General features: G+C 44.9%; 36 protein-coding genes. 20 read left to right on the top strand and 16 right to left on the bottom strand.

All coding sequences use genetic code 11. The annotated features are described in order from the left end of the window. Positions 1–50 precede the first annotated feature (50 nt). From hisD to A3L04_RS03680, 3 genes are read right to left on the bottom strand one after another with little or no spacing between them, the layout of a single operon-like run. Entirely contained in the window at positions 51–1,181 is a 1,131-nt protein-coding gene (gene hisD / locus A3L04_RS03690; protein WP_068579094.1) for a histidinol dehydrogenase, read from the bottom strand. Then, entirely contained in the window at positions 1,171–1,785 is a 615-nt protein-coding gene (hisG, locus tag A3L04_RS03685; protein ID WP_068579095.1) for an ATP phosphoribosyltransferase, read from the bottom strand. Before hisG ends, hisD begins: the two co-directional genes overlap by 11 nt. Beyond that, entirely contained in the window at positions 1,782–2,666 is an 885-nt protein-coding gene (locus A3L04_RS03680) for an ATP phosphoribosyltransferase regulatory subunit (RefSeq protein WP_068579097.1), read from the bottom strand. The genes hisG and A3L04_RS03680 overlap by 4 nt, the downstream gene beginning before the upstream one ends. Before the next feature lie 233 nt (positions 2,667–2,899). Here A3L04_RS03680 and A3L04_RS11425 point away from each other — a divergent pair, with 233 nt between their 5' ends. Both A3L04_RS11425 and A3L04_RS03675 read left to right on the top strand, forming a co-directional pair. Continuing rightward, positions 2,900–3,022 (top strand): hypothetical protein, encoded by a 123-nt coding sequence (locus A3L04_RS11425; protein WP_331711189.1) that lies wholly within the window; start codon positions 2,900–2,902, stop codon positions 3,020–3,022. Next, complete coding sequence (locus A3L04_RS03675; protein ID WP_331711190.1) at positions 3,009–3,611, top strand: DUF2202 domain-containing protein; 603 nt, start codon at positions 3,009–3,011, stop codon at positions 3,609–3,611. The genes A3L04_RS11425 and A3L04_RS03675 overlap by 14 nt, the downstream gene beginning before the upstream one ends. Positions 3,612–3,616: 5 nt before the next feature. On the opposite strand, the gene A3L04_RS03670 is transcribed toward A3L04_RS03675, so the two are convergent. Then, entirely contained in the window at positions 3,617–4,984 is a 1,368-nt protein-coding gene (locus tag A3L04_RS03670) for an ATP-binding protein (RefSeq protein WP_068579099.1), read from the bottom strand. Between the two features lie 300 nt (positions 4,985–5,284). Here A3L04_RS03670 and A3L04_RS11240 point away from each other — a divergent pair, with 300 nt between their 5' ends. From A3L04_RS11240 to A3L04_RS11235, 4 genes are read left to right on the top strand one after another with little or no spacing between them, the layout of a single operon-like run. Continuing rightward, the gene (locus A3L04_RS11240) at positions 5,285–5,656 is read left to right on the top strand and encodes a hypothetical protein (protein WP_231963791.1); all 372 of its coding nucleotides are present in this window, start codon (positions 5,285–5,287) and stop codon (positions 5,654–5,656) included. Next, entirely contained in the window at positions 5,640–6,431 is a 792-nt protein-coding gene (locus tag A3L04_RS03665) for a M1 family aminopeptidase (protein ID WP_231963792.1), read from the top strand. The genes A3L04_RS11240 and A3L04_RS03665 overlap by 17 nt, the downstream gene beginning before the upstream one ends. A gap of 54 nt (positions 6,432–6,485) precedes the next feature. Continuing rightward, positions 6,486–7,409, top strand: coding sequence for a M48 family metallopeptidase (locus tag A3L04_RS03660; RefSeq protein ID WP_157092448.1), 924 nt, complete (start codon positions 6,486–6,488; stop codon positions 7,407–7,409). Continuing rightward, positions 7,406–7,561 carry a M48 family metalloprotease gene (locus A3L04_RS11235; RefSeq protein ID WP_231963793.1) on the top strand — a complete coding sequence of 52 codons (156 nt, stop codon included), beginning with the start codon at positions 7,406–7,408 and terminating at the stop codon, positions 7,559–7,561. The genes A3L04_RS03660 and A3L04_RS11235 overlap by 4 nt, the downstream gene beginning before the upstream one ends. Before the next feature lie 33 nt (positions 7,562–7,594). Here A3L04_RS11235 and A3L04_RS03655 read toward each other — a convergent pair whose 3' ends face one another. Genes A3L04_RS03655 through A3L04_RS03640 form a run of 4 tightly spaced genes read right to left on the bottom strand, consistent with a single transcriptional unit; the run spans position 7,595 to position 9,065 of the window. Beyond that, a complete protein-coding gene (locus tag A3L04_RS03655) occupies positions 7,595–7,957 on the bottom strand; it encodes a hypothetical protein (RefSeq protein WP_231963794.1) in 363 nt (120 codons plus the stop codon). A gap of 1 nt (position 7,958) precedes the next feature. Continuing rightward, the gene (locus A3L04_RS03650; RefSeq protein WP_239233774.1) at positions 7,959–8,126 is read right to left on the bottom strand and encodes a hypothetical protein; all 168 of its coding nucleotides are present in this window, start codon (positions 8,124–8,126) and stop codon (positions 7,959–7,961) included. Between the two features lie 32 nt (positions 8,127–8,158). Then, the gene (locus tag A3L04_RS03645) at positions 8,159–8,614 is read right to left on the bottom strand and encodes a GAT domain-containing protein (RefSeq protein ID WP_068579105.1); all 456 of its coding nucleotides are present in this window, start codon (positions 8,612–8,614) and stop codon (positions 8,159–8,161) included. A 10-nt stretch (positions 8,615–8,624) separates the two neighbouring features. Next, the gene (locus A3L04_RS03640; RefSeq protein WP_068579107.1) at positions 8,625–9,065 is read right to left on the bottom strand and encodes a helix-turn-helix domain-containing protein; all 441 of its coding nucleotides are present in this window, start codon (positions 9,063–9,065) and stop codon (positions 8,625–8,627) included. 414 nt (positions 9,066–9,479) lie between these two features. Between A3L04_RS03640 and A3L04_RS10955 the strand changes: the two genes are divergently transcribed. The 5 genes from A3L04_RS10955 to A3L04_RS03625 all read left to right on the top strand — a co-directional run bounded on the left by A3L04_RS10955 (position 9,480) and on the right by A3L04_RS03625 (position 12,739). After that, positions 9,480–9,638: a hypothetical protein gene (locus tag A3L04_RS10955; RefSeq protein WP_157092449.1), complete on the top strand. Its 159-nt coding sequence runs from the start codon at positions 9,480–9,482 to the stop codon at positions 9,636–9,638. Positions 9,639–9,745: 107 nt separating this feature from the next. Then, complete coding sequence (locus A3L04_RS03635; RefSeq protein ID WP_068579109.1) at positions 9,746–10,903, top strand: MFS transporter; 1,158 nt, start codon at positions 9,746–9,748, stop codon at positions 10,901–10,903. Between the two features lie 8 nt (positions 10,904–10,911). Next, a complete protein-coding gene (locus tag A3L04_RS11230) occupies positions 10,912–11,307 on the top strand; it encodes a GNAT family N-acetyltransferase (RefSeq protein WP_231963795.1) in 396 nt (131 codons plus the stop codon). Further along, the gene (locus A3L04_RS11225) at positions 11,292–11,537 is read left to right on the top strand and encodes a hypothetical protein (protein WP_231963796.1); all 246 of its coding nucleotides are present in this window, start codon (positions 11,292–11,294) and stop codon (positions 11,535–11,537) included. The genes A3L04_RS11230 and A3L04_RS11225 overlap by 16 nt, the downstream gene beginning before the upstream one ends. A gap of 35 nt (positions 11,538–11,572) precedes the next feature. Further along, on the top strand, positions 11,573–12,739 hold the full coding sequence (locus A3L04_RS03625; RefSeq protein ID WP_068579111.1) for an MFS transporter: 1,167 nt from the start codon (positions 11,573–11,575) through the stop codon (positions 12,737–12,739). Here the strand turns inward: A3L04_RS03625 and A3L04_RS03620 are convergent. The 4 genes from A3L04_RS03620 to A3L04_RS03605 all read right to left on the bottom strand — a co-directional run bounded on the left by A3L04_RS03620 (position 12,717) and on the right by A3L04_RS03605 (position 15,727). Continuing rightward, positions 12,717–13,481, bottom strand: coding sequence for a DUF835 domain-containing protein (locus A3L04_RS03620; RefSeq protein ID WP_231963797.1), 765 nt, complete (start codon positions 13,479–13,481; stop codon positions 12,717–12,719). The genes A3L04_RS03625 and A3L04_RS03620 overlap by 23 nt on opposite strands. Positions 13,482–13,626: 145 nt before the next feature. Then, the gene (locus A3L04_RS03615) at positions 13,627–13,959 is read right to left on the bottom strand and encodes a hypothetical protein (protein WP_068579115.1); all 333 of its coding nucleotides are present in this window, start codon (positions 13,957–13,959) and stop codon (positions 13,627–13,629) included. 96 nt (positions 13,960–14,055) lie between these two features. Then, positions 14,056–14,754, bottom strand: coding sequence for an acetate--CoA ligase family protein (locus A3L04_RS03610; RefSeq protein ID WP_068579117.1), 699 nt, complete (start codon positions 14,752–14,754; stop codon positions 14,056–14,058). Positions 14,755–14,800: 46 nt separating this feature from the next. Next, positions 14,801–15,727, bottom strand: coding sequence for an SDR family oxidoreductase (locus A3L04_RS03605; protein WP_068579120.1), 927 nt, complete (start codon positions 15,725–15,727; stop codon positions 14,801–14,803). Positions 15,728–15,774: 47 nt separating this feature from the next. On the opposite strand from A3L04_RS03605, the gene A3L04_RS03600 reads away from it, so the two are divergent. Beyond that, complete coding sequence (locus A3L04_RS03600; protein ID WP_068579122.1) at positions 15,775–16,428, top strand: HAD family hydrolase; 654 nt, start codon at positions 15,775–15,777, stop codon at positions 16,426–16,428. On the opposite strand, the gene A3L04_RS03595 is transcribed toward A3L04_RS03600, so the two are convergent. Continuing rightward, positions 16,409–16,675, bottom strand: coding sequence for a hypothetical protein (locus A3L04_RS03595; protein ID WP_068579124.1), 267 nt, complete (start codon positions 16,673–16,675; stop codon positions 16,409–16,411). The genes A3L04_RS03600 and A3L04_RS03595 overlap by 20 nt on opposite strands. Positions 16,676–16,758: 83 nt before the next feature. Here A3L04_RS03595 and A3L04_RS03590 point away from each other — a divergent pair, with 83 nt between their 5' ends. Genes A3L04_RS03590 through A3L04_RS03580 form a run of 3 tightly spaced genes read left to right on the top strand, consistent with a single transcriptional unit; the run spans position 16,759 to position 18,184 of the window. After that, positions 16,759–17,364, top strand: a complete 606-nt coding sequence (locus A3L04_RS03590) for an ArsR/SmtB family transcription factor (RefSeq protein WP_068579126.1) — start codon at positions 16,759–16,761, stop codon at positions 17,362–17,364. A gap of 27 nt (positions 17,365–17,391) precedes the next feature. Further along, complete coding sequence (locus A3L04_RS03585; protein ID WP_068323295.1) at positions 17,392–17,664, top strand: Gar1/Naf1 family protein; 273 nt, start codon at positions 17,392–17,394, stop codon at positions 17,662–17,664. A gap of 25 nt (positions 17,665–17,689) precedes the next feature. Continuing rightward, complete coding sequence (locus tag A3L04_RS03580) at positions 17,690–18,184, top strand: metallophosphoesterase (protein ID WP_068579128.1); 495 nt, start codon at positions 17,690–17,692, stop codon at positions 18,182–18,184. On the opposite strand, the gene cas4 is transcribed toward A3L04_RS03580, so the two are convergent. After that, entirely contained in the window at positions 18,179–18,796 is a 618-nt protein-coding gene (gene cas4 / locus A3L04_RS03575) for a CRISPR-associated protein Cas4 (protein ID WP_068579130.1), read from the bottom strand. The genes A3L04_RS03580 and cas4 overlap by 6 nt on opposite strands. 328 nt (positions 18,797–19,124) lie before the next feature. Between cas4 and A3L04_RS03570 the strand changes: the two genes are divergently transcribed. From A3L04_RS03570 to A3L04_RS03550, 5 genes are all read left to right on the top strand, one after another. Beyond that, positions 19,125–19,685, top strand: coding sequence for a CBS domain-containing protein (locus A3L04_RS03570; RefSeq protein ID WP_068579132.1), 561 nt, complete (start codon positions 19,125–19,127; stop codon positions 19,683–19,685). A 74-nt stretch (positions 19,686–19,759) separates the two neighbouring features. Next, the gene (locus tag A3L04_RS03565) at positions 19,760–21,187 is read left to right on the top strand and encodes an FAD-dependent oxidoreductase (protein ID WP_068579134.1); all 1,428 of its coding nucleotides are present in this window, start codon (positions 19,760–19,762) and stop codon (positions 21,185–21,187) included. Then, positions 21,184–21,690: a 4Fe-4S dicluster domain-containing protein gene (locus A3L04_RS03560; protein ID WP_068579136.1), complete on the top strand. Its 507-nt coding sequence runs from the start codon at positions 21,184–21,186 to the stop codon at positions 21,688–21,690. Before A3L04_RS03565 ends, A3L04_RS03560 begins: the two co-directional genes overlap by 4 nt. Further along, positions 21,687–21,947, top strand: coding sequence for a (2Fe-2S)-binding protein (locus A3L04_RS03555; protein WP_068579138.1), 261 nt, complete (start codon positions 21,687–21,689; stop codon positions 21,945–21,947). The genes A3L04_RS03560 and A3L04_RS03555 overlap by 4 nt, the downstream gene beginning before the upstream one ends. Next, a complete protein-coding gene (locus tag A3L04_RS03550; RefSeq protein ID WP_068579140.1) occupies positions 21,944–23,071 on the top strand; it encodes an NAD(P)/FAD-dependent oxidoreductase in 1,128 nt (375 codons plus the stop codon). The genes A3L04_RS03555 and A3L04_RS03550 overlap by 4 nt, the downstream gene beginning before the upstream one ends. Here the strand turns inward: A3L04_RS03550 and A3L04_RS03545 are convergent. After that, positions 23,068–23,595 (bottom strand): EMC3/TMCO1 family protein, encoded by a 528-nt coding sequence (locus A3L04_RS03545; RefSeq protein ID WP_068579142.1) that lies wholly within the window; start codon positions 23,593–23,595, stop codon positions 23,068–23,070. The two genes, A3L04_RS03550 and A3L04_RS03545, sit on opposite strands and share 4 nt — an antisense overlap. After that, complete coding sequence (locus A3L04_RS03540; RefSeq protein ID WP_068579144.1) at positions 23,588–24,178, bottom strand: adenylate kinase; 591 nt, start codon at positions 24,176–24,178, stop codon at positions 23,588–23,590. Before A3L04_RS03540 ends, A3L04_RS03545 begins: the two co-directional genes overlap by 8 nt. Positions 24,179–24,238 lie beyond the last annotated feature (60 nt).

Raw genomic sequence — 24,238 nt, 5'->3', positions numbered from 1 at the left:
CGGGCTTTCCTTCGGAATGCAGTGAAGGACGCAGTGATTAGCCCTAACCCTCATTTCCTAACCTCCATACTCCTCTTATGAAGCTCCATACCCTCGATTTCGGCCAGCCTTATTCCCAAGTATCTATTCTCTATGAATTCCTTCCTTGAGACCATCGCAACGCTCACCGGCTTCATGAAATCCAAGACCGTGAGAACCCCCATGAACTTCGCGGCCCCTCCCGTTGGGAGGACGTGGTTAACCCCAAGGAAGTAGTCCGCCGAGGGGACAGGTGTGTAAGGGCCTAGATATATCGCCCCAGCGTTCTGAATCCTGTCTAACAACTCCAAGGGCTCCTTGGTCATGATTTCAAGGTGCTCCGGGGCTATCTCATTGACCTTCTCAACACACTCTTCGAGACTACTACACAACACAACTTCAATTCCCTCCCTCCCGCAGTACTCTGCAAGCTCCTTGGAGGTTGTTAGAAGCCATGCCTTGCTGTCCTTCCCGTGCTCAAGCTGACTCATCAAGTCCGCAAGAATGTACTCCTTTTCCGCAGTTTCATCGGCTATTACTGCTATTTCAGAGGGCCCAGCAAGGCTGTCTATACCTACAACTCCAAAAACCTGTCTCTTGGCCTCGTTCACGAACCTGTTTCCCGGGCCAAATATCTTATCCACCTTCTCCATGCCGATCCCGTAAGCCATCGCGGCTATAGCCTGAATTCCGCCAAGCTTGTAAACTTCCTCAATTCCCAGAAGTTCCGCTGTGTACAGTATGTAGGGATTAACCCTTCCGTCCCTTGGAGGAGTTGTCACCACTATCTCCCTCACCCCAGCGATCTTGGCCGGTACTGCAACCATCATCAGCGTTGACACAAGTGGAAACTTCCCGCCAGGGACGTATATCCCGATCCTCCTTATTGGCTTGAATACGATGCCGTAAAGGGAGCCCTCCTTAACGTACACAATATCAGCTGGCTTTTGCTTCTCGTGGTACTCCCTGAGTCTTTCAATTGTCTTCTTTATCACTTCCTTATCCTCTTCAGGTATCAACCTCTCAGCTTCCTCGAACTCCTCCCTGGTTACCTTGAAGGGTCCCTCATAGTTGTCGAACTTCTTGGAGTACTCCCTCACAGCCTCAATACCCCTCTTCCTTATATCCTCGAGTATTGACCTAACATACTCCTCAAGCTCCATTGATAACCCTCCTAAGCCTCATAATAAGAGAGTTTATCTCCTCAAACTTGACCTTCTGGGCTATCCGGTTGACGAGGAGGAGGGCAGAAACGTCCATTATTTTGGCAACCTCAACTAAGCCGTTCGCCCTCAAGGTGTTTCCGGTCTCCACAATGTCAACTATCGCATCCGCTATTCCTATCCTTGGGGCAAGCTCAACGCTCCCGTGGAGCTTTATTATCTCAACCTCAACGCCCAATTTTTCAAAGAACCTCTGAGTTATGTTGACGTACTTGGTGGCAATTCTGAACCCGTCCATATCTTCGGGCTGGACAGCCCTCTCGCGGGGCATCGCTATGCTCAGCCTGCACTTTCCGAACGGTAGCTCCAAGGGAATGAAAACATCACTACCTCTCTCCTCCACCACATCGCTCCCAGCTATTCCAACATCGATTCCATGCTCAACGTAAACCGGAACGTCATAAGCTCTAGCAAGTAAAAACTCATCCCTACCGTTGCTCCATATTAAAACTCTCTCAGGCCTTTCTGGAATTACTATTCCAGCCTTACCCAGGATTTCAATGGAATCCCTGAAGAGCCTGCCCTTCGGGAGGACGAACCTCAAAGTCTCACCTCCACGGGAATTCCAAGCTTAACCATTTCCCTAGCTAGGGCATAGGCCTTTCTTAAATCCTTAGACGAGATAACCTGTCTAGACCTCTCTTTTGGCCTGTAGAGCTTTGCTAACCTGTCAAGATAAAATACAAAGCCCACTCCCGTCTTTCCCTTCACTTCATACTCTCCCCCTCCCCCGATGGGCTTGCCCAAGGACGGGGAGTACACTTCAAATATCACGTCAGTGTAGTAAGGGAGGGGCCTCACGGTTGCAAAGTCTATAAAGATCCTCTCGTCTCCCAGGGCTTTAATTAGGCGGTCGAGCCTTTCATAGCCACTTTCCCTTCCCCTGAAGTTGAACAGCCTCCAAAGCTCATCTTTCTTATCCTGAGGTATGGGGAGGGACTCTATCTTCTCGAAGTTCCTCCTAATCAGGGCTTCCTTGACTTTCTCCCAGTGTTCCCCTGAAGAATTCTTCCAGACTTCTATACTTCCAAGATCTATGTAGAACTCTTGGATACCCAGGGATTCTAGTGATGTGACAATTACAGAGAGAACCTCCAGAATCATGGCATCAGGATCGCCTCCGATATACTCAACTCCAGCCTGCCACTCTCCCTTTACCCCACCGTTTAAGACTTCGGCAACGTAGAACAGCTTTGCTTTTCCATCGTCAAAGTTCTTGATGATTCTCGAAGTAACATCGGGATTTATAAGATAAAACTCATTATTATACGCGAACTTCGTGCCCTTCCTTATTTCCGGAGAATACTCCTCAATTGATGGGAATATTACTTCCCTGTAGCCCCACAGCTCAAATATCAGCCTGAGCTTGTTCCCTATTTCGGCTAGTCTAATGTACTCCTCAATTAACCTCCTCAAGAACGACACCTCCCACTAACCCTGAAGAACAGTCAATGATGACAATGAAGACGATAAGTTAAGGGCATCATGGCAATCCTTTCTTGGTAAAACCTGCAGTTGATAAATCTATTTGAAGCTTTTATGACAAATTGTCAATTTCAAAGTACAAAATTGTGTGTCAATAGTACCATTGACGAGAGAAAAAGCTTAAATAATCAAAGAACATATGTAACAGTAGAATTACATATTGGGTGGTAAAAATGAGGAAAGCCCTGGTATTACTGATTGGAGTTCTAGTTCTGTTTAGTGCGGGATGCATAAGTAGCTCAACTCCTACTCAAACTCAAACGCAGGCAGAGGAAATTCCCAGTGGCAACAGATGAAAGCGGGAATATAAACACGCAAGATCTCGAGTCGTACATAAATTCCCTACCAGCGGGAGAGTTGACCCAAGAGGAGAAGGATGGATTGTTATACATGGTTGAGGAAGAAAAGTTGGCCCATGACGTATACACGAAGCTGTACGGGAAGTGGGGCCTTGAGATATTCAAGAACATTGCAAACAGCGAAAGCACCCACGTTAACGCTGTAAGGTTGCTATTGGAGAAGTACAACATTCCAGACCCAACGAAAGATGAGGGCATTGGGGAGTTCAAGAATCCAAAGTTGCAGGAGCTGTACAACAAACTCATAGAGGAGGGAATGAAGAGCGAGATAGATGCACTCAAGGTCGGTGCGCTCATAGAGGAAACCGACATAGTTGACCTGCAAGAGAGAATTGCTCAGACCAACAAAGTGGACATCATCGCTGTCTATGAGAACTTAATGAAGGGAAGCAGGAACCACCTCAGGTCATTCGTCAAATTATTGGGGAGCAAGGGAGTAAAGTACGAGCCCCAGGTGCTATCAAAGGAGGAGTACGAGGAGATAATAAGCTCATCGATGGAGACCGGGGGAAAGGGGAAGCCCTAAACTCATTAATTTTCACAAATTTTGGCTTTATCAAAGTCCCTTAGATCCCACGTAAATCCCGTCATCTTCCCCTTGCCACTAATTTTCTTGGCGACCACTCCATAAAACTTCTCCCATTCATCTAATCCCAAAAGTTCGGCTTTTCTCTCTAAATCCTTGAAAATTCCCTTTACCTCTCTTGCATCTAGCTCCTTCCATTTGACTTCAACGAAAAGAGCTTTCTTCTCCCGCTCGTTTAAAGCTACCACGTCAATCTCCTCGTTTTTGTGCCACCACCTCCCAATTTTAGTGAATCTGAAGGGTAGCTTCCCAGCTTTATTTAGCCTAACGAGAAATTCCTTCGCGACATCTTCAAAAATCCAGCCTAGATAGGAGTTATAATCTTCAAGAAACTCGTCCCAGAAATCAAGACCCTCAAGCTCTATCTCCTCCCTGTAGCGCTCGATGAAGCGGAAGTAAAAGGCGAGGTAATTGTCATTGATCCTGTAAAGTGTGTTCTTCGTCTTTGGCTTGGCCGTTATGGGAATTTCCCTGCGGAGAAAGCCAAGCCTCTCAAGGATCTCAACGTACTTAAAGAGGTTTGAGCGTGGAATTCCAGTGAAGTTGCTTATCTCATTGAACCGCCTCCTTCCCTCGGCAATTGCCTTGAGTATCAGCTTATAGACCCTCGGCTCCCTCAGTTCACTTGAGAGGAGGAAATCTCCTTCAGCATAGAGAAAGCCCCTTTTATCAAAAGCAAGCCTCTTAACGTCCTCAAACTTTTTGAAAAGTTCGAGATAAGCCGGAATCCCGCCAGTTATCCCATATATCCTAACCGCCTCCTCAATGCTCACGCCCAGTAGCTTCCACGAGTCAAAGAAGCTCAGCGGGGAAAGTTTAATCTGTCCATCTCTCCGTCCGTAAAGAAGACTCTTCTGGCCAAGAACGTGCTCTTCCATCATGCCGATGGAGGAACCAACGAGGAATAGATGAAGGTTCGACGTCCTAACTATCTCATCCACTATGTACTGAAACTCACTCAAAACCTTCCTGTCCGACTGGATAAGATATGGAAACTCATCTATAACCACCACAAGCTTTCCTTTTTCTGCCAGATACTGGAAAATTTCGTAAAACCTCGAAAAGGACGCTTCACTTAGGTATCGTGAAGGAAACTTATCGAGGACTGCCCTTGAAAATTCCCGGAGATTATCTTGATAAGTGCTGATGCGAGCGAGATAGTAAACGGCTGGCTTGTCACGAATGAATTCCTTCATAAGTCTTGTTTTTCCAACACGTCTTCTCCCATAAATCGGAAGAAACGAGTTGTCTTTCTCCCATAATTCTTCGAGAAACTTAAGCTCCCTTTCCCTGTTTATGAAAGTTATTGGCATAGTATAATACTCACCCTATAACTTTTAAGAGTTTTGGATAAGCTGACTAGGATTTATTCAGAGACTAAACTCCCAGTTAAGCTTAGATGTTGGTAATATTTAAACTTAAGAGAGTAAAATTAGGTTCAGAGGTGAACCATGGTTCAGGGTCGGGATCCATTCAAGCTGAAAACACGGGGTAGAAGAGGGAAATTATTCAGGGAAAAGCATATACAAGCATTGAAAGAATTGAAGGATCTAATTTTTGAAGGAAGTTTCCTGAAAAATAAGCGTATAATAAGAAATTCAGGAGGCCTAAAAATGATTGAGAATCTCAAGCTGGCCCTGAACTTAAACCTCCGCACTGGAAGTCTTGAAGGGAGTATAGAAATGAACCTAAAGGGAAGAGCAAAAACCTTCATACTTAATAAAGGCCTCAAAGTGGAGAAGGCAAACAGGGAATTATCCCAGGAACTCAAGGGAATTCAAGGATTTGAGAAATTCAAGGTGAGTGTTGTTGAACTCGAGGAGCCCGCGAATAATCTCGAGCTAATATACTCCGGAAAACTGAAGAGCTATGAAAGTGTTCTTCCATATCTCAAAGACTCGATAAACCGAGAATATACACTCCTCAGAACTGATTCACTGTTTTATCCGATTCCAGCAGAGCCCACCTTTGAAAAACCTTGTTAAGTCTGTTGTAAGCTCTGAATTTAATGCGGAAATAGAGATAGGAGGAGTTCCAGAGGATTTGACGATAGCATTTGGTGGCGAAATTAGGAGTAATCACCTGATAATTGAGGGAACCAACAGGCTCGACATTGCGATAGCCCCGTTCCACGTGATAGAGGATGAACAATTCCGTCTCTTCGTCCTGAGCATAAAGGGAATCAAGAGGACGCTTGATCTGTTAAAGAGGGCATATGAATTCTACTCATCAATTCTCGGCAAGAAAACAGCGAAGTACACGGTTATTGAAACTCCCGAAAATTATGGTGGTCAGGCAGGAAAGGGCTATGCCCTTGTCTCAGGGAGCTCATTAAGGAGGAAGATTCCTGCGAACCTCTACCACGAGCTCGCTCACCTCTGGAATCCCAGGGTGACTCCAGAGACCCACCTAAGCAGGTTCTTTGATGAAGCCTTTGCCAATTACCTCACAGCCTTGGCAATTAGGGAAATTCATGGAGAAGAAGCATTTAACTCATTCATAGAAAACCTTCGGAGGAATTATGAGGCAGTACTTAAGAGATTCCCAGAGGCAGAAAAGCTAAAACCCTCAGAGTGGGGAAAGTTGGGATTCTGGGAGCTCTCCTACACGAAAGGCGCACTAATCCTCCATGATCTCCATCAAAAGGTTGGAGAAGACTTTTATGAGATCCTCAGGGGGATTGTAAACTCCTCGATTATTGACTTCCACAGATTCAAGGCGATAGTAGAGGAAGTTTCTGGGCTCGTGATTGATATATAGACGAAACCATCCTGGGAAAGCCTTTTTAATTTCCCAATTTTTTAATGCAATCTCGTGTGGGAGATATTACTGTTAATATCAATTATCACATCCCTATTGTTTGTTGTGATAGAGGGTAGAAGGGCGAGAAAACTAGAAAAGCAGGAGAGGTTCATTAGAGTTGAGAGAGCCGTTTTCATCGGAATTTTTATAACGCTAGCACTTTTCATGGTTACGGGGGTTTTAGGATTCTTTGATTTCGTCAGCAGATTCAAAGAGCCTCTTGACAAGATAATACTATTCTTACCCGTCATAATATCAATACTCGCCTCTATAGCGGTCGCGGATCTCATAAGGGAGGAAGTTGAGGGCTCTGCCAAAACGAACCTCCTAAAGGCATTCCTCCTCGCATCGGGGGCGGTCTTCCTAATCGCGGTGGCATTCGTGGTAATCCCAGCCCTGTTCCCCGTGGAGTTCAGAATTATCATTTTCTTGGCCCTGATGCTTGCCGTTGCGGAGGCTTTCTCCAGAATAATTAAACAGGCCGAGAAAGCTAGGCCTCTTGGAGGAGAACTTAGAAAGGAAGTAGAGGAGCTCTGCAGGAGGACCGGTGTTGACGTGGACGGAATATACCTCATCGAGGACGAGGGGATAAACGCGCTCGTGACCGGGGCTAAGGGGAAAACAATATTCGTGACTAAAGGTGCGATAGAGCATCTAGAGAGGGATGAGTTACTCGCGATTATAGCGCACGAGTTGGGCCACGTTAAGAAGAGACACATGCTCAAGGGCTACGCTCTCTCGATTCTCCATATAGTCCCAATGACAATCCTCCTCAAGATTGGAGACAGGCTTCCAGAGGCCGTTCTAACGATATATATCGTGCTCTCCTTCGTAATTCTTGTAGCCGGTCTCCTATACAGGCTCGCGAGGTTTAACCTCAAGTGTGAGCTAGAGGCAGATGAATTCGCGGCCGAGCTGGTTGGAGCCGATGCATGATAAGGGCCCTGAAGAAGATAAGCGAGCACGATGAAATTCCGGTAAAGACACCAAAATGGTTCAATGTTATCTATTCCCATCCCTCAATAGGGGAGCGGATAAAGAACTTGAAGGACAACCAAGCTAAAAATGAAAGGATGCAGAACATATAAACGTTGAACTCGTAAGTAGCACCATAGAGAGGGCTAAAGCTTAAGGGAAAGAAGGGCTTCACGTCGGGATGCATTATCGAGTCGAGTGTTATAATGAAGGAAAACTCCCGAGAGAGCCGTTATTCCCAGCCTTTCCATGTTATATTCTTTTCCTGTAGTTCTATAGATAAGAGCCATCCCATAGGCCAAAACAAGGTCTACAATTCCCCCTCCAACGTATGTGTGGAAGAAACCGTGCAGAGGATACCCGTACTTTAGATCCAAGTTAAAGGAGAGGACAAGGAAGGGCTCGAAGTCAACTATAACGTTTGCCATTAAGAACGTCCACATGTCAAGATAGGGGATTAAGTAGGAAAAGAGAAGTGCAGGCCCCAAATGAAATGGAGTGAACGGCATGTTACCTGAAGAACATTTGGAAGTTAAATGCCTTACGTAAGGAAAATTCTTCCATTAGTTCCTCAACGACTTCCTGGGGAAGGCCCTCTTTTATCAATGCTTTTTTGAAGGCCCTCTCCCCCCTATTAACGATCCTAACTATCCCCGCAACACCAAAAGAAATCCTCACCAACTTAAATAAAAATCTAAAGAAGGAGGAAATCAATCTTCGCTACCCTCCTTTCTCCCATGCTGGCCGTGAGGCCCCATCATTGGGACAAACGAAGCGAATGCCTTAAGGAGTTGCTTTCCTATGTTTATGCTCTCCATGTACTCTTTGGTAAGCTCAAGGGCAGACTCCTTGTCCATTCCAGACTCAACCAGCGTCTTGTAGAACTCAGCCACGCTCTTCCCCATGACCTGCATTCTCTCTGGGTTGTAAAGTTCTGCGAGGAGATCCTTAATAGGCCCAATGACCTCCTCTATAGCGTCACCAAGCTTTTCAACTAAAAATGCTACTTTTTCGAGGTCTTTGTCTCCCTCGTAGGTCTCTATAATGTCTTCAAGTATCTCTGCCTTCCTTTTAAGTACTTCAAGCTCTTCTGGAGTCTTTGCCTTCTTCATTTCCTCTACGAGCTCTTCCATAAGTTCCTCCAGCTTCTTCTTTTCCTCAGCCATCTCAACCACCTCAATATTCATTATTGTGATCAAGGGTAATTGGTATTCCGATCATCTCAAGCCACCTCTTGATCACATCTCGAGAGAGCGCATACACCTTCCCCTTCTCCCCAGGAACCTCAACGACAATCCCAAGATCCTTAAGCAACTTAATCTTACTTCTAACAGTGTTTCTTGAAGCTTTACCTCTTCTACCCTTTAATTCGCGGGTTATTTGGCTTATATTGGCCTTTCTCAAGTCAAACAGCACCTTAACTATCTCCCTAGCTATAGAATCATTCTTTATCTCAGGAATAGCAACGTCAATGCCTATTCCTCCATACTCGGCGTATATGTTGATCAGCCTAAGGTAAGCTTGAGCAAGTTGGGAAACTATGAGAAAGCTCTTTTTTAGGTCTTCCAAAGTCTTCCTGAGATCCTGAAGCTCCCTCGCTAAGTCGCTATCTAGCATGAATTTATATTCAGTGATCACTTCTTTAGGCTTTCTGGTCAGAGGTGAGCAGGTGGGAAGCTTAAATAGTGAGAGGGATGGGACACTAGTACTCCCTCTTAGAGGATAGAAAAAATCCAAAGCTGTGTTTTCTTTGAACTTATCTCATATGTTGCTCAAGGGCTGTTCCTTAGTTAGCAACTTTCGTAACTTTAGCACAGAATTACCCACTCAGTTCAGTGAAAAACTTATTTCAGGAGAAAGATCTAAAATATCATTCCGACTGAGATCATCGGAGAAATAATGGAATAAAATTTTGACGGTTGTCAGGAGTCCTAATGATGAGAGAGGGGAAAGACCTCCTGAAACCAAAAACTCGACACGATAAACTCGAATGCAAGCTGGAAAAGTACTGGGTCTTTGAAGAGAGCTAGGTTGAAAGAGTGGTACTGCATCAAACTAGAAAGCTATGAGAAGTTCAATAGCTACACTTTTAAGCCAACACCGAACCCAACCAAGCTTCATGAGGCCCTGCAAAAGCTTAACTCCGTGCTCAATGAGCTGGACTCCTATGAGGGCATAATAATCAATTGAAGAAACCGAAACTATGTTTATCTATTCCGGAATATTTGCCAAGCACATAAAAGAGGACTTAGACAAGCTACCAAAATTTTTAACCCTCATTAATTCATCCCCTCTGTATGAAAAAGCTCTACCAGTTGCACCTCCTAACATCAGCTCTCAGGATTATAGGTGATGCCATAGAAAGCGTTGCCCTACCTTGGAGTCTACTAAACAGTACGAGTTCTCTCCTGAGCATAGGAGGGTTTGCGCTGTTCTCGCACCTTCCCTGGGTTATCCTTCCACCAATCTTGGGAAGAACTCTCGATAGAACCAAAAAGAAGGTTAGGGTAGCATTCTTGGCACTTCTCCTTCAAGGAGTACTCGTCCTAGTTATAATTCCACTATCGTCAAATCTAATTGCCTTCTATCTGATAATTTCTGGAATTTCCGCCTTAGATATCCTTCACCGCTATTACGGGCTTTCCTTAATAGCGTCGATGACCTTGAAAGAGGAGGAACTTCAAAGGCTAAACTCAACACTAGCTACCGTTGAAAATGTAACATCACTAGTAGCCTTTCCAATAGCGGGCTTCCTCTCCTTAAAGCTCGGGATAGAGGCCATGGCAATCGACTCCCTGCTCCTCATAATCGGTGCACTCTCATTGGTACCTTTTCTCAACCTTGAAGTAGGCAAAAAGAGAGCTGAAAGTCATGAAACCGTAAAGTTTAATAGGAAGCTCGTCTTTGGAATCCTCACGGCAGTTCTAGTGTTTAACTTCGCGCTTGGGTCAGCTAGAATATTCATATTCTCCAACCTCAGGAGGATTAAAGAGGGAGAACTCTTATATGGAGTGCTAAAGTCGGTGACAACCTTCGGCAGTCTAATTGGAGTGTCTGCGTTAGCTTATATTACTCATAGGAAGAGTGTAGGGGTGAGTAGGTCTCTCCTGCTCGGGGTCGTGCTTCAAAGCCTAGCCTTGGCAATGCTTGGCTTTCCAGTATTAGCTGTTCTCTCGGTTTCAGTGTTCATCCTGGGGCTGGGAGGAGAGTTGTTGAACGTTTCATTCGATAGCATAATGCAGAAGTATGTTCCGCTTGAAAGGCTCGGAACAATTAGGGGGATTTTCGATGTCGTTGCAACTTTAATAATCCCAATCTCCCAAATTTTGGTGGCATGGCTTATAGAGGGGGGAGCTCCCCAGGAAGTTCTATCACTAAGCCTCGGAGCCTTAGCTATCGCTTCAGGTCTCTGGATATATCGAGTAATTAGGATTTTTAATATCTCGACATATTAGATTAGGGGATGTTCATGAAGGTACTCACGGTGAGCAGAGAAAACCTTGCAGACTTTCAAAGCCTCTACGTTGAATTCTTCCGCGAGCTCCGAGGAAAGCAAGGATGGGGCTTTAACGAGGAGGAGTTAAAGAGAGAGGCGAAAGAATACTTCGAGAGGGGAGACCTGATATTCATAGCATACAAGGATGAACCTGCCGGATTTATAAGGCTGTCCTCCAGAGAAGGCTGCTACTGGATTGAGGAGCTCTTCGTAAAGCCAAAATTCCGAGGACAAGGGATGGGAAAGGCGTTAGTAAGGAGAGCTGAGGAGGAAGTTAAAAAGCATGACAATGCGCTCTACCTCTACGTCCTCCCCCAGGATAAAGATGCCATTGGGTTTGGAAGAAGATGGGATACAAAATAGTGAACACGATAGAGCTAATGAAAGATCTTAGCGATGAAGAAGTTCCCCTTAGGACAATAGAGATCCTGGGAGAGGAGTTTAAGATATTTAAGTGGGACAGAGAGAAGTACACAAGGGAAGAACTCGAATTCCTAGATTTGCTAGAGAAGTTCTACTCCGAGGGAGGGACAAAAGAAGAGTTCATCTCAATAGTCAGCAAGGCCTTAAAAGAGTGGCTTCGCCGCGGATAATTTTATAAATCAAAATACATGGAAAAGCCTTCACAATGCGCTGGAGCGAAATACCTAAGGGTGCCAAGGCGTACATGATATATCACGCACTCATAGAGCCCCAACTTATCGTCTGGCTACTCCTGCCGCTCTACATGATGCTCACTGGCTACAGCGTTCTCGACGTTGGAATACTCTTTACGGTTGTTAATGTAGCTCTAATTCCGGCGACATACATCATAGGCAGAGCATTCAACAAGTGGGACATCAAGAAAGGGTTAATGGTGATAGATGCTCTCGATGGGGTAGCCTACATATTCTACGGCTTGGCCCAGGGAGTTTATGCTTCGATAATGCTCTTCCTTGGTAGGCTAATAGAGAAAGTGTCAACGATTTTATATCCCCTCTACAGGGCATACGAGCAGATAATATATCCGGAAGACAAATATGAGGAAATATTCGCATGGCACCTGAGGATACCGGAAATCAGCAGACTAATATTCTATCCCATCCTGGGCTACATCTTTGGATACGTATTCTTTAAGCCCGAACACTATCGAATGGCCTTCATGATCTTCGGTCTCCTATCAATCCCAACGATACTCTACATCCACTTCTTCCTGCCCTCAGTGGGGAAAGAAGAAAGAATACAGCCGGAAGGATTTAAGTTCAGGGTTGGGGAGTTTAAGCTTCTGCTGCTTTTTGAAGCCCTATTCACACTATCCTGGGCCCTTGCCCCAACCTTTGTCTTGATAAACTACGTTGTCTTCACGTTACACAAGACGATCTTTGAGGTTACCCTAATAGAGTGTGCGAACAGCGTAGCGATGATCCTGGGAACTTATCTCAGCGAGAGGTTCCCAAAGGAAAAGGGGTTCATCGCAATGTCACTGGGCATGTTTATCTCAGCCCTGTACGCACTCATAATGGCCCTCTCCCCTCCTTTCTGGCTCGCTGTCGTTGCTTACATGCTCGAGGCCTTGGGGAGCGCAATATGGTTCCCGTTCTATAGGGCATGGAAGTTCTCTTTAATCCCAAAGGACAGGGTGAGCGAGTTCCATGCTGCAATTTCAAGCTACAACAGGATTATCTCCCTATTTGCCCCACTTGTAGCCGGAGGATTAGCCAGCGCCCATCCAACTTTGCCCTATGGCGTAAGTCTGGTAATGTTTGTCCTTATGGCACTCCTCTTCCTCATACTCAGAGTGGCTCGAACTCGTTAAGGAGCAGAGTGTACTGCCTCGGCTCAAGAGCCTTCTCATCAACAGCCAAGACTAGTGCCGAGTTGAGCATCAAAAGGTGATCCTTGAGGTTTACAAGGAACTTGAACACGCTCGGGAATTCATTATATATCAAAAGATACTCGAGGCAGTCAATTATTATCACAGCATAGTTATTTTCTTTCGCGAATCTTATGGCGTATTCCTGAATCACGTGTAGTTTTGTAGGAGGAATGCCTTCGTCAGAAGCTTGAGTTATCCACACAACTCTTACATTCTCTCCAAGATCCTTATAAAAGTCTGGAGAACGAGTAAAAATCAAAATTGGAGCATTGAGCTCTTTTATCATATTTATAAGATCCACAATTCTTGATCTTGCTCCGGATATTATGTAAGCCCCTATCAGCTTTTCCCCTCCTCCATTCTCACCTACTTTCTTCTGAGGTTGTATTATGAATGGATATTCCTCCTCCAAGAACTTAACATACCATGTGATCATTATCATCATGCCAAGTATTGTAAAGGAGTATATGACATAAGTTACAGCTCCGACCTCACTTTTTCCGGTAAATTTTCCAAACGTTTCTACAGCTCTTACAATAACAGCAAGAGTTAAAAAACCTGTAAGTCCAACAATAGCCTTCCTAACTTTTCCAGAATACCTATTTATCCTCCGAATGAAGAATACCAGTAGATATAATAGTGAGATAGTTATTACTAACGAATATATCAAGGTTAAATCCAAACGATTCACCTCCATATCTGGATGTAACCTAATTAACTATCATTTCACCTTGTGGCTCGATAATATGCAAGGCTTTAATATTTTTCTATTATATTTCGTAACAATTTGTGAGAAAAATCCCAAGAAAAATTGAATTGAGGATGAGCTAAGATATTCGACTTCTCTCCTTTTTTATAGAGTATGTTAAGCCATAGGCAGGCCATAAACCAGGAGGTTGTGAATAATGATGGATATTTCTCAATACCTTTTCAGCCTCTTTCTTGGTCTTCGCTTTAATGAGCAACTTCCCAGGTCTTAGGATTATATCTGCCCGGGGGAGGTGAACTATTAGATCGTCCCCATTTATTTCGGGCTTTGCTCTCATGAGAAGAGATTTCAATTCCTCATATGCATCTTCCGTTATCTCCTGCTCTAAAACCTGCTCATGATCCTTCTTAAACAATTTTGCCCAAAAACTACTCGACTCTTCCTCCTCCATCGGCGCTCTATACCTCCTTGTAAGTTTTCAATAAATCGTATGAGAACCTTTCTTTTAAGCTTTTCTCTGAGATAAGCAGAGAAATGATAAGAAAAGTCAAAGTATCATCCTAGCATCTACGGCAACTGCCGAATCCTCATATGCAAAGATTGGGTTTATGTCAATCTCCTTGATCTCAGGAAGCTCAAGAGCTAACTCGCCAACCTTGACTATTATGTCAGCCAATGCTTCAATATTGACGGGCTTCTCACCTCTTGCACCAGCAAGGATTGGATAGGCCTTAATCTCCTTGATCATGTCAAGTGCCTCATCCTTGCTGACTGGAGCAACTCTGAAGCTTACATCCTTAAGGATCTCGACAAATATTCCACCAAGGCCGAACATGACTGCAGGTCCAAACTGGGGATCCCTGATCATTCCAACGATGACTTCCTTTCCAAGTGGAAGCATCCTGTAAATTATGACACCCCAAAGGTCAGCATCTGGCTTGTAGTTCTTTGCATTCTGCATTATCGTCCTGAAGGCTTCTCTAGCCTCTTCATCGTTCTTTATGTTTATCTTAACACCGCCAGCGTCGCTCTTGTGGATTATCTGTGGTGAGACGATCTTCATGACAACGGGGTATCCTATCTCCCTTGCGAATTGAACGGCTTCATCCTCATTCCTTGCAACCTTAAACTCAGGAACGGGAATTCCATAAAGCTTAAGAATCTCCTTTGCTTCTGGCTCAACAAGTGGCCTGTTCTCAGCCTTTGCTTTCTCAATAATTTCCCTAGCTTTCGCGATCCTGTCCATTTAAATCACCCCTGTAATCTTGACGTTTACCAATATTTTCTAGTGGTTAAAAGTATTTCCATTCATTTTTGAACCAGCCAAACGTCTCTTTTAGGCCCTCTTCTAAGGTGTACTTAGGGGAGAATCCTAGCTTCCTCAGCTTGCTTATATCGGCAACGCTCCTCCTTATATCCCCGGGCCTTGGGGGTGCAAAGACTATTGAAGAAGATGCCCCACTAAGGTCTATTATCTTTAGAGCCAGCTCAAGCACCGTTGTCTCCTTACCAGTAGCAACGTTGAATACCTCCCCCTCAGCCTTCTTCTTTTTGGCAACTAGCAAGTTTGCCTCGACAACGTCCTTAACATAGATAAAGTCACGAGTCTGCTTTCCATCACCAAAGATCGTTAGGGGTTTATTCTTTATTGCATTCCTCATGAATATACTTATCACACCTGCATATGCAGAACTCTGTCTCGGTCCATAAACGTTGAAATACCTAAGAACCACTGTAGGAACGCCATAGATCTCATAAAATACTCTACAGTAGTGTTCACCCGCAAGCTTTGTCACACCATAGGGAGATATCGGGGACGGCGTTTCACTTTCTTTAAGGGGGAGGTTCGGATTGTCTCCATAAACAGCGGCAGATGAAGCGAATATTAGCTTTCCATTACCCTCAGCAAGAGCCATCAAAATATTTACCGTTCCAATTACGTTGACTTCCTCAGTAAAGACTGGATTCCTAACGCTCTCGTCGACACTTATTTGAGCGGCCTCATGAAATACGTAGTCAGCCTCCCTGATTACATCGGCTATAGCTTCGAAGTCCCTTACATCCGCATTTATGAACTTCACGTTTTCTGGCACGTTTTCAATTCTTCCAGAATATAGATTGTCTATAACGACGACATCATTGTCTCTAGCCAAGGTCTCTGCTATGTGCGAGCCTATGAAACCAGCTCCTCCAGTAACAACGATGAGCTTATTTTTCATGTAGAAGGATTTTAAGGAGTTCAAATAAAACGGTTTCGGGGAAGAGAATGATAAAGGCCATAATTTTTGACGTGGATGAGACGCTCGTTTATTATGAGGGATACTCACTGAGGGAGTGGTATGAGAGTATTGCAATTCCGGCAATGAAGGAGCTCGGGATTCTCATTGACTGGGAGACGTTTAGAAAGATGGCGAAGGGGGAGCTACCAAGGAGCTACGTTGAAAATTTTGGCATAGATCACGTAGAATTCTGGAAGGCTATGGACAGAGCGAACCGACGATACAGGGAGAAACTGCTAAAGGAGGGAAAGATACATGCCTACCCCGACGTTGACGTCATAAAAAAGCTCAAGGCTAAGGGCATAAAGCTGGCTGCCGTTAGCAACGCATCTCAGGACAACACAGAGCTCGTTCTCAGGGCCTTTGATCTCCTCGACTACTTCGATGTCGTTCTTGGCAAGGACTATTCGTACCTAGACGGCGTCAAACCAAATCCTTACCTCATTGAAAAGGCCATAAATATACTGGGGGTTAAGAAGAAAGAGACCCTGCTTGTAGGGGACAGCGAACTCGACGTTAAGGCCGGGAAAAATGCTGGGATAAAGGTCGTACAGATAATAAGGGGCAGGAGAGTTGAAGGTGCCGACTATTACATAACAAATCTTAATGAGCTCCTTGATCTCATAGAGCATGACTCCTAAGGTTCTTCAGCCTGACTAGGGCTTTTATTACTCCCTCATCTTTAAATTCTTCTTCAGGATTCATACTTTCAAGCTTTTTCCGGAGGGTTTTAAGTTCATCAAGTATATCCTGCAACTCAAGGGACTTTTGTGTGAACTCCCAAGATGTGTAGGGGCTCTCAAAGATTCTAGCCTGATAAGCGACTATTGCCATCTTAACGTTGGCTTCAGCCTGATCAAGCAACTCAAGCACTTCTCTAACCTTCATAATTGCTAATTTTGGGAAAATATTTAAAATAGTTTTTCCTAACATTCTGTTAGATAAAATGGAGCGGGCGAGAGGTGGTGCTTATGAGCGAGGAGTTGGGAAAATTACTCGATGTCCTGGGGAACGAAACCAGGAGGAGGATACTGTTCCTGCTAACCAAGAGACCCTACTTCGTTAGCGAACTTAGTCAAGAGCTTGGGGTTGGACAAAAGGCCGTACTCGAACACCTGAGAATACTAGAAGAGGCCGGGTTAGTTGAGAGCAGGATAGAAAAAATTCCCAGGGGGAGACCCAGAAAGTACTACATGATAAAGAAGGGGCTAAGATTAGAGATCTTATTGACCCCAACGCTCTTCGGTTCAGAGATGTACGAGCCTAAGGACATAAGAAAAAGCCCAGAGTACGAACAGGCAAGAGAGTTAATAAAATCCCAAGAGCCCATTGATGTTAAGATGAAAGAACTCGCAGAATTCCTGCACGAACTCGATGAAAGGATCAAGGAAATAATAGAAGAGAAGAGGGAACTCGAAGAGGTAAAAATGTTAGTGGAAACGTACATTGAGAACGTCATGAAGAGGATCTCAGAAGAGAACAAAGCCATGATGGAAGAAATATTTAAAGAGATAGAGAGGGTATTGCCCCCAGCGTACGCTCAGAGGATCAAGGAAAAGTTCATGGAAAACCTTTAAATGTCAAAGTCATAGGTTGGGGTTGAGATGAAGAGGCTCGGAAAAGTTTCCCACTACGCCAAGCAGGGGTTCTTGATCGTGAGAACAACCTGGGTGCCCTCGCTTAATGATAAAGTCATTGACAAGAACCTAAGGTTCGTTGGGATAGTTAAGGATGTTTTCGGGCCAGTTAAAGCCCCGTACGTAGCTATCAAGCCAAAGGTTAAAGATCCCGAGAAATACGTTGGTGAGGTGCTCTATATCGATACCAGGAAAAAGAAGAAAGAAAAGAAACAGATGAGGAGAAAGAAGAAATTCTGAAGTGTGATGAGAGGGGACCTCGCCGATGTTGATAGGGGTTATTAGCGATACTCACTTCCCCAAGGCATATTTTCCCGACAAGGTTAAGGACTTCTTTAAGAAGAAAGGTGTCAAGTACATAGTGCACGCTGGAGATGTACAGGACAAGGCTCTGATTGAAATTCTTGAAGAAGTAGCTCCAGTAATAGCCGTGAAAGGAAATGCAGATTCTTTTAAACTACCCGAAGAGGAAGTCCTGAGGGTGTTTGACTGGAACATCCTGATTATCCACGGGCATCAATTCCTCTCACTGAGCTCTCAGAACTTAGTCTACAAAGCACTTGAGGAGGGGGCGGATATTCTAGTATTTGGGCACACTCACAGGCCGTACTACAACGAAGTTTCCTACATGGGAAAGAGAGTAATCCTCATCAACCCAGGATCTCCAACCTTGCCAAGGCTCAGCGAGCCGAGTTTTGCAATTCTCAACCTCAGCAGAGAAGATGTAGACGTGAAATTTTACAATGTTTGGATGCTATAAGAATCCGTCCAACTGATGAGAGAGGCATATGTAGCTATAGGGACAGAACTTGCAGTGAGGGCCTTTCGCTCCCGAGGGCATCTCATCCTCATCTAGGTAGAGCTTGATATCATAGAAGAATTTTACCGTCTCCTTGAACAGTATGGGATCGTAGGGAACCTCGAACATCTTAAAGTTCTTCCCATTTACCCTGGGAAAATTGTCAAAGTTAAGCCCGTTCACGATTTTAGTTGGATCGTCGTGGAGCTTAAGGTAGTAAAGGTAGCCGTATTCAGCCTCGCTCCACCTGAGGTATACGTTCAACTGGGCGAGATGGTATTCAAGGGGAAACCTAGGTAGGGATGATTTACCCTTTATCTCAATTGGAAATTCCTTATAGGCGTCCATTCTGCCGTGAATTTCGAACCCAAGCCTTGGAAATCTCAAGATTATCTCCTTCTCAAGTTCGAATCCGAATTTTTCTTCAAGTACCTTCCCCAGGACTTCGTGAGTTTTAACTCCTTTCTCGAGCCTGGGTTTAGCTATCTCGGGCCACCTTTCTGGAAATCCCTTTAATCTAAACCAAACCCTTCGAGGACATATTAGGGCTTCACTAGCGTAGAATTCTATCATTGGGCTCCCTCCAAAGAGGCGTCAGCTAATACCGACATCATCACAGCTCAGGCTGGGCAAGGCTCGTCATCCGCCAAGGATCACTACCGTAAGGGTTTTTAAGAACTTTATTGAATAACCAACTGCCGACAGCGAGGGTACAATTCCCTCGCAAGGGCTCGGTCCACCCGCCCCCGCAAGGTCTCGGGTTCGATGAGCGGGGTGTGCTCACGCCGAGCCCACAGGGCCGGTGCATCCGCCCGCGGGATCAATGACCGCTGGGTCTCTGTTGCCGGCCTACAGCAAAAATTTAATATCATTTTTTCGAATAATAACTGGAGGTTATTGCATGGTGATAATACCCAGGCCAATAGATCCCAGGGATATCAAGAAGATTAGAAAGGAACTTGGCATAACCCAAGAGGAGCTAGCGAGAAAGGCCGGGGTAACTCAAGCATACATAGCAAAGCTTGAAGCAGGAAAGGTTGACCCAAGACTCTCCACGTTTAACAAGATACTCAGGGCTTTAATTGAATGCCAGAAAGCAAAAGTAACAGCAAAGAGCATAATGTCATCCCCAATAATTTACGTGACGCCAAAGGACAAGGTAGAGAAGGTCGTAAGGCTAATGAAGAAGCACAACATTTCCCAAGTCCCTGTTATGGAGGGAGACAAAGTCATAGGGTCAGTTACGGAAAGGGCCCTAGTTAGGAAGAGCCTTGAAGATGAAGATATATACTCAAGAAGTGTTGAAGAGATAATGGAGGGGCCCTTCCCTCTAGTCTCAGAAGATGAGGATCTTGAGGTTATTAAATACCTCTTAGAGGAGCATCCTGCAGTAATAGTACAAGGAAGGAATGGAAAGCCAATAGGGATCATTACACGGTCTGATATATTCAGGCTGGGCTAACCTTAGGTGCACAACCTTTCTATCAAAAAATTTTCATAAGTTTTTGGTAAAATATTCTGAGTAGGTGAAACATTGTGAGAATAAATGAGCATCCTATTCTTAGCTTCAAACGCGGAAGAGAGATTACAATATATTACAAGGGGCGACCAATAAAGGCCTATGAAGGGGAAACAATAGCCGCAGCACTTCACGCTGCAGGTATAAAGGTTCTAAACTACTCGAGAGTTAGGAAAAGGCCAAGAGGTCTGTTCTGTGCAATAGGTAAGTGCTCATCATGCCTAATGACAGTAAACGGGATTCCAAACGTGAGAACATGTATAACCCTCGCTGAAGATGGTATGAAAATAGAGGAAAACAAGCCAGTATTGCCCAAAGATATTGGGTACAAAGAAAATAGGAAGGCAGAGAAAGTTCAGGCAGATATAATTGTAATAGGTGGAGGGCCCGCGGGCCTAATGGCAGCGATAAACGCTCACGATGCGGGAGCTAAGGTCGTTCTCATAGATGAGAATCCAATGCTGGGAGGACAGCTTGTAAAGCAGACCCACAAGTTCTTTGGAAAGAGAGAGCAGTTTGCAGGGATTAGAGGAATAAAGATCGCAGAGATTCTTGAGGAAGAGGTAAGAAAGAGGGATATTAATGTGTACTTGGAGACCTCTGCCGTGGGCATATTCCAGAATGGCAACGAAAAGCTCGTGGTTGGGGTTAGAAAGGAAAAGGAACTCATAGAATTCCACGGAAGAGCGGTAATAGTGGCCACTGGAGCCATGGAGAAAACCGTTCCCTTTGAGAACAATGATCTCCCAGGAATATATGGAGCTGGAGCCATTCAAACGCTTATGAATACTTATGGGATAAAACCAGGAGGGAGGGCCCTAATAGTTGGTGCTGGAAACGTCGGTCTTATTTTGGCCTACCAGCTCATACAGGCAGGAGTGGAGGTTAAGGCGATAGTTGAAGCGATGCCCAGGATTGGAGGATACTTCGTTCATGCTGCAAAGGTTAGAAGGCTAGGAGTTCCAATTTTAACCAGGCACACAATTCTCAAGGCTGAAGGGAAAGAGAGGGTTGAGAGGGCAGTTATAGCTGAGATCGATGAAAAGTGGCAACCAATTCCCGGAACGAAGAAAGAGTTTGAAGTGGATCTAATCGCAATTGCAGTCGGCCTGAGACCCAGCGTAGAACTGCTACAACAGGCTGGATGCCAGATAAAGTATGTTAGAGAGCTTGGAGGACATATTGCTATTAGAGATGAGTGGATGGAAACGACGGTCAGAGGGATATTCGTCGCGGGCGATACGGCTGGAATAGAAGAAGCCACTACAGCAATGCTTGAAGGCAAGATAGCAGGAATTGCAGCAGCATTAAGGCTTGGAATTGCCGACGAGAACTGGATTGGAGAGATAGAGAAGGCCCAGAGAGACCTCGAGGAATTCCGCTCCGGTCCATTTGGAAAGCACGTTGTTGAAGGTATTAAAAAGCTTCTGGAGGCTTTGCAATGAGCGAGATTCCAAATTATTTAAGGTTCGGGTATATAACTCCCGAAGAGCTATTCTCAATAATTCCAAAACCGAGCGAAGATAGGCTTAGGAAAAGGCCCGTTGCCGTTCCAGAGTGCCCTCAACAGATACCATGCACCCCATGCAAGGAGATATGCCCAACCAACGCCGTAATAATGGAGCATCCGAACGACATCCCCAAAGTAGACTATGAAAAGTGCATAGGTTGCTCACTCTGCGTTCAGGTCTGCCCTGGGCTGGCATTCTTCATGATCCACTACGTAGGAGACAGGGCAAGGATAACCATGCCACACGAGCTTCTCCCACTTCCAAAGCCCGGCGAAGAAGTAGTTCTTCTGGATAGGGTTGGAGAGAAAGTTGGAAAAGGGAAAGTAGTTTCGGTAGTCCCCAGGGAGAAGGCAAGAGGAGATACTCCAATAATAACGGTTGAGGTGCCGATAGAGCTTGCCTGGGATGTAAGGGCAGTTAAGGTGGTGAGAGAATGAGAATAGTCTGCAGGTGCAATGATGTAACAGTTGAAGAAATTGAAAAGCTGATAGATGAGGGAGTTACCGACCTTGAAGAGCTCAGGAGACTCCTGAGAATAGGTATGGGGCCCTGCCAAGGCAGAACATGTATTCCAATAGTTATCTCGATTCTAGCTAGAAAAACCGGAAGAAGGCCAGAAGAGATACCATTACCTAACGCGAGGTTTCCGGTTAGGCCTGTAAAGATTGAGGCCCTCGTGGAGGGAGAGAAATGATTGGAATAATCGGAGGAGGAATAATAGGAGTTGCTACAGCTTACGAGCTTGCAAAGCTTGGCGAGGAAGTTGTTGTGTTTGAGAAGAAGTATCTCGGCTCGGGCTCAACATTCAGGTGTGCAAGCGGAATTAGGGCCCAGTTCACGGATGAGGCTAATATAAAGCTGATGAAGTATTCAATAGACAGGTGGAATGAGCTGAGTGATGAGCTGGGTCATGACGTGATGTTCCAGCAGACCGGTTATCTATTCTTAGCAACCAGCGAGGAGGAAGTCGAGGCATTTAAGAACAACATAAAGCTCCAGAACAAGTTCGGAGTGCCCACTAAGCTGATAACCCCTGAAGAAGCTAAGGAGATAGTTCCGCCCTTAAATGCAGATGCCTTCCTTGCAGGGGCGTGGAATCCTGAGGATGGTAAGGCAAGCCCATTTCACACTCTTTATGCATACAGAAAGGCTGGAGAGAGGCTTGGAGTTAAGTTCTACGAGTATACAAAGGTTATTGGCATAGAGGAAGGATGGAAAATAAAGACCACGAGGGGAGAGTTCAAGGTGGATATTATAGTAAATGCAACAAACGCATGGGCAAGGGAAATTAATGCCATGATAGGGAAGGACGTTGTTCCAATAAAGCCCTTTAAGCATCAGCTTGTGAAGACAGAGCCAATAGAGAGGGGTCAAATAGAACCCCTCGTCTGCCCTCCGGCATGGAACGATAGTTATGTAATTCAAGATGGAGAAGATGGAGGAGTTATATGCGGAACGGCCCTTGAGTACGAATCTTCACCAGACGATGTAACGCCAACCTACGAATTCGCTAAGGAGGTTTTAAGGTGGGCAGTTAAGATAGTTCCAGCCTTGAGGCATGTTCACATTGTGAGACAGTGGGCGGGGCACTACGCAAGAACCCTCGACAACAATCCCGCTATTGGAAAATTAACCGAGAATTTCTACGTGGCTATAGGATTCTCAGGACACGGATTCATGATGGCCCCAGCGGTTGCTCAAGCATTGGCTGAGAAGATAGTAAAGGGAAGAACAAAAGTGCCACTAGACTGGGATTGGTTCGATCCATGGAGATTTGAGCGGGGAGAGCTGAGGAGCTCAGCCTTCCAGATTGGTTAAGCCATATCCAATATTTTTCTCAGCACCGAACCAACAACATAGCTGGTGAGGAAATACCAGCCGAAGTAGCCAAGTTCATCAGGCTTTAGTGCGGAGTGATACATCTTATGGAAGATGTCAAATAGGAAGAAGTTAAACGGATACTTAACTATCGCAACCTCCATGTACCATCTCCTCAGCCAGCCCCAGAAGATTATCATTAAAGGCCAACTGATAAGCATTGGCTTGAAGAAAGCATCTTTCATGAGCTCGTTTTGGAGCTTTAGAAGTTCTAGTTGTTTCTGCTGAACCTTCCTTAGCTTTTTCTCATCCCCAGATTCTCTTGCCTTCTTGAACTCCTCTTGAATTTCCTTCGCCATCTTCTGCAACTTTTTCATCTTTTCCTGATCAACGAAGATGTAGTTTAGGAACACGAAGAATGCACCTAGTATTGCACCTGAAACCGTAACAACCCACATAGGATGGGCAGACCTCAAAAGGGGGCCAAATAACTCGTCTAATGCAAGGTATATACCCTCAAGCATACTCCTCCACCGCCAGGTCCAGTATTTTTACAAGCTCATTAACAGCTTCCTCAAGACCCTTATCCTCATGGTTCTCTATTATCTTTATCAAGGCATTTGAATGCATTGCATAGGCTATTGCTGCAGCCCTATTTAAATCTTGATGCCTTTGTATTTGTTCCTCAGTTTCCACATCTCTATCCCTCTTTAGATCTCTAAGTCTCCTTCCTAGTATCTCCGCCGGAGTTGCTTCTATTATCACGATAAAATTTGGATTAAGAGTTCTTATTACATCATAGGGAAGACCTAAAAGGTACCCATGAGGAGTTTTTATCGTTGCATGAGTATCTATCAATATAGGCTCCTTTTTAGCCATTTCAACTATCGTTTCTGCTACTTTCTTTTGAAGTTCCCTCTGAACGGGGAGGGGGAGTTTTCTCATTTCATCCCTGTGCTTTACAAGACCAGCTCTAACGGCCTCCTCAAACATTAAGTCACCAAAATTAACAAGCCTAAACTTTGCTCTCGTCCTTTGAAGTGCAAGCCTAGTGATCGTGCTCTTACCTACCCCAGGTATTCCAGTAATGATTACAACGAATGGCATTCAACACCCCCAAGGTAGAAAGTAGAAGGGTGTTTAAAATTATTTTGGAAGAAAGGAGAA

The organism is Thermococcus chitonophagus (assembly GCF_002214605.1).
GTDB lineage: Archaea > Methanobacteriota_B > Thermococci > Thermococcales > Thermococcaceae > Pyrococcus > Pyrococcus chitonophagus.
Note: the sequence above shows the minus strand (reverse complement) of the source record. Positions and strands in the feature narration are given on the sequence as shown.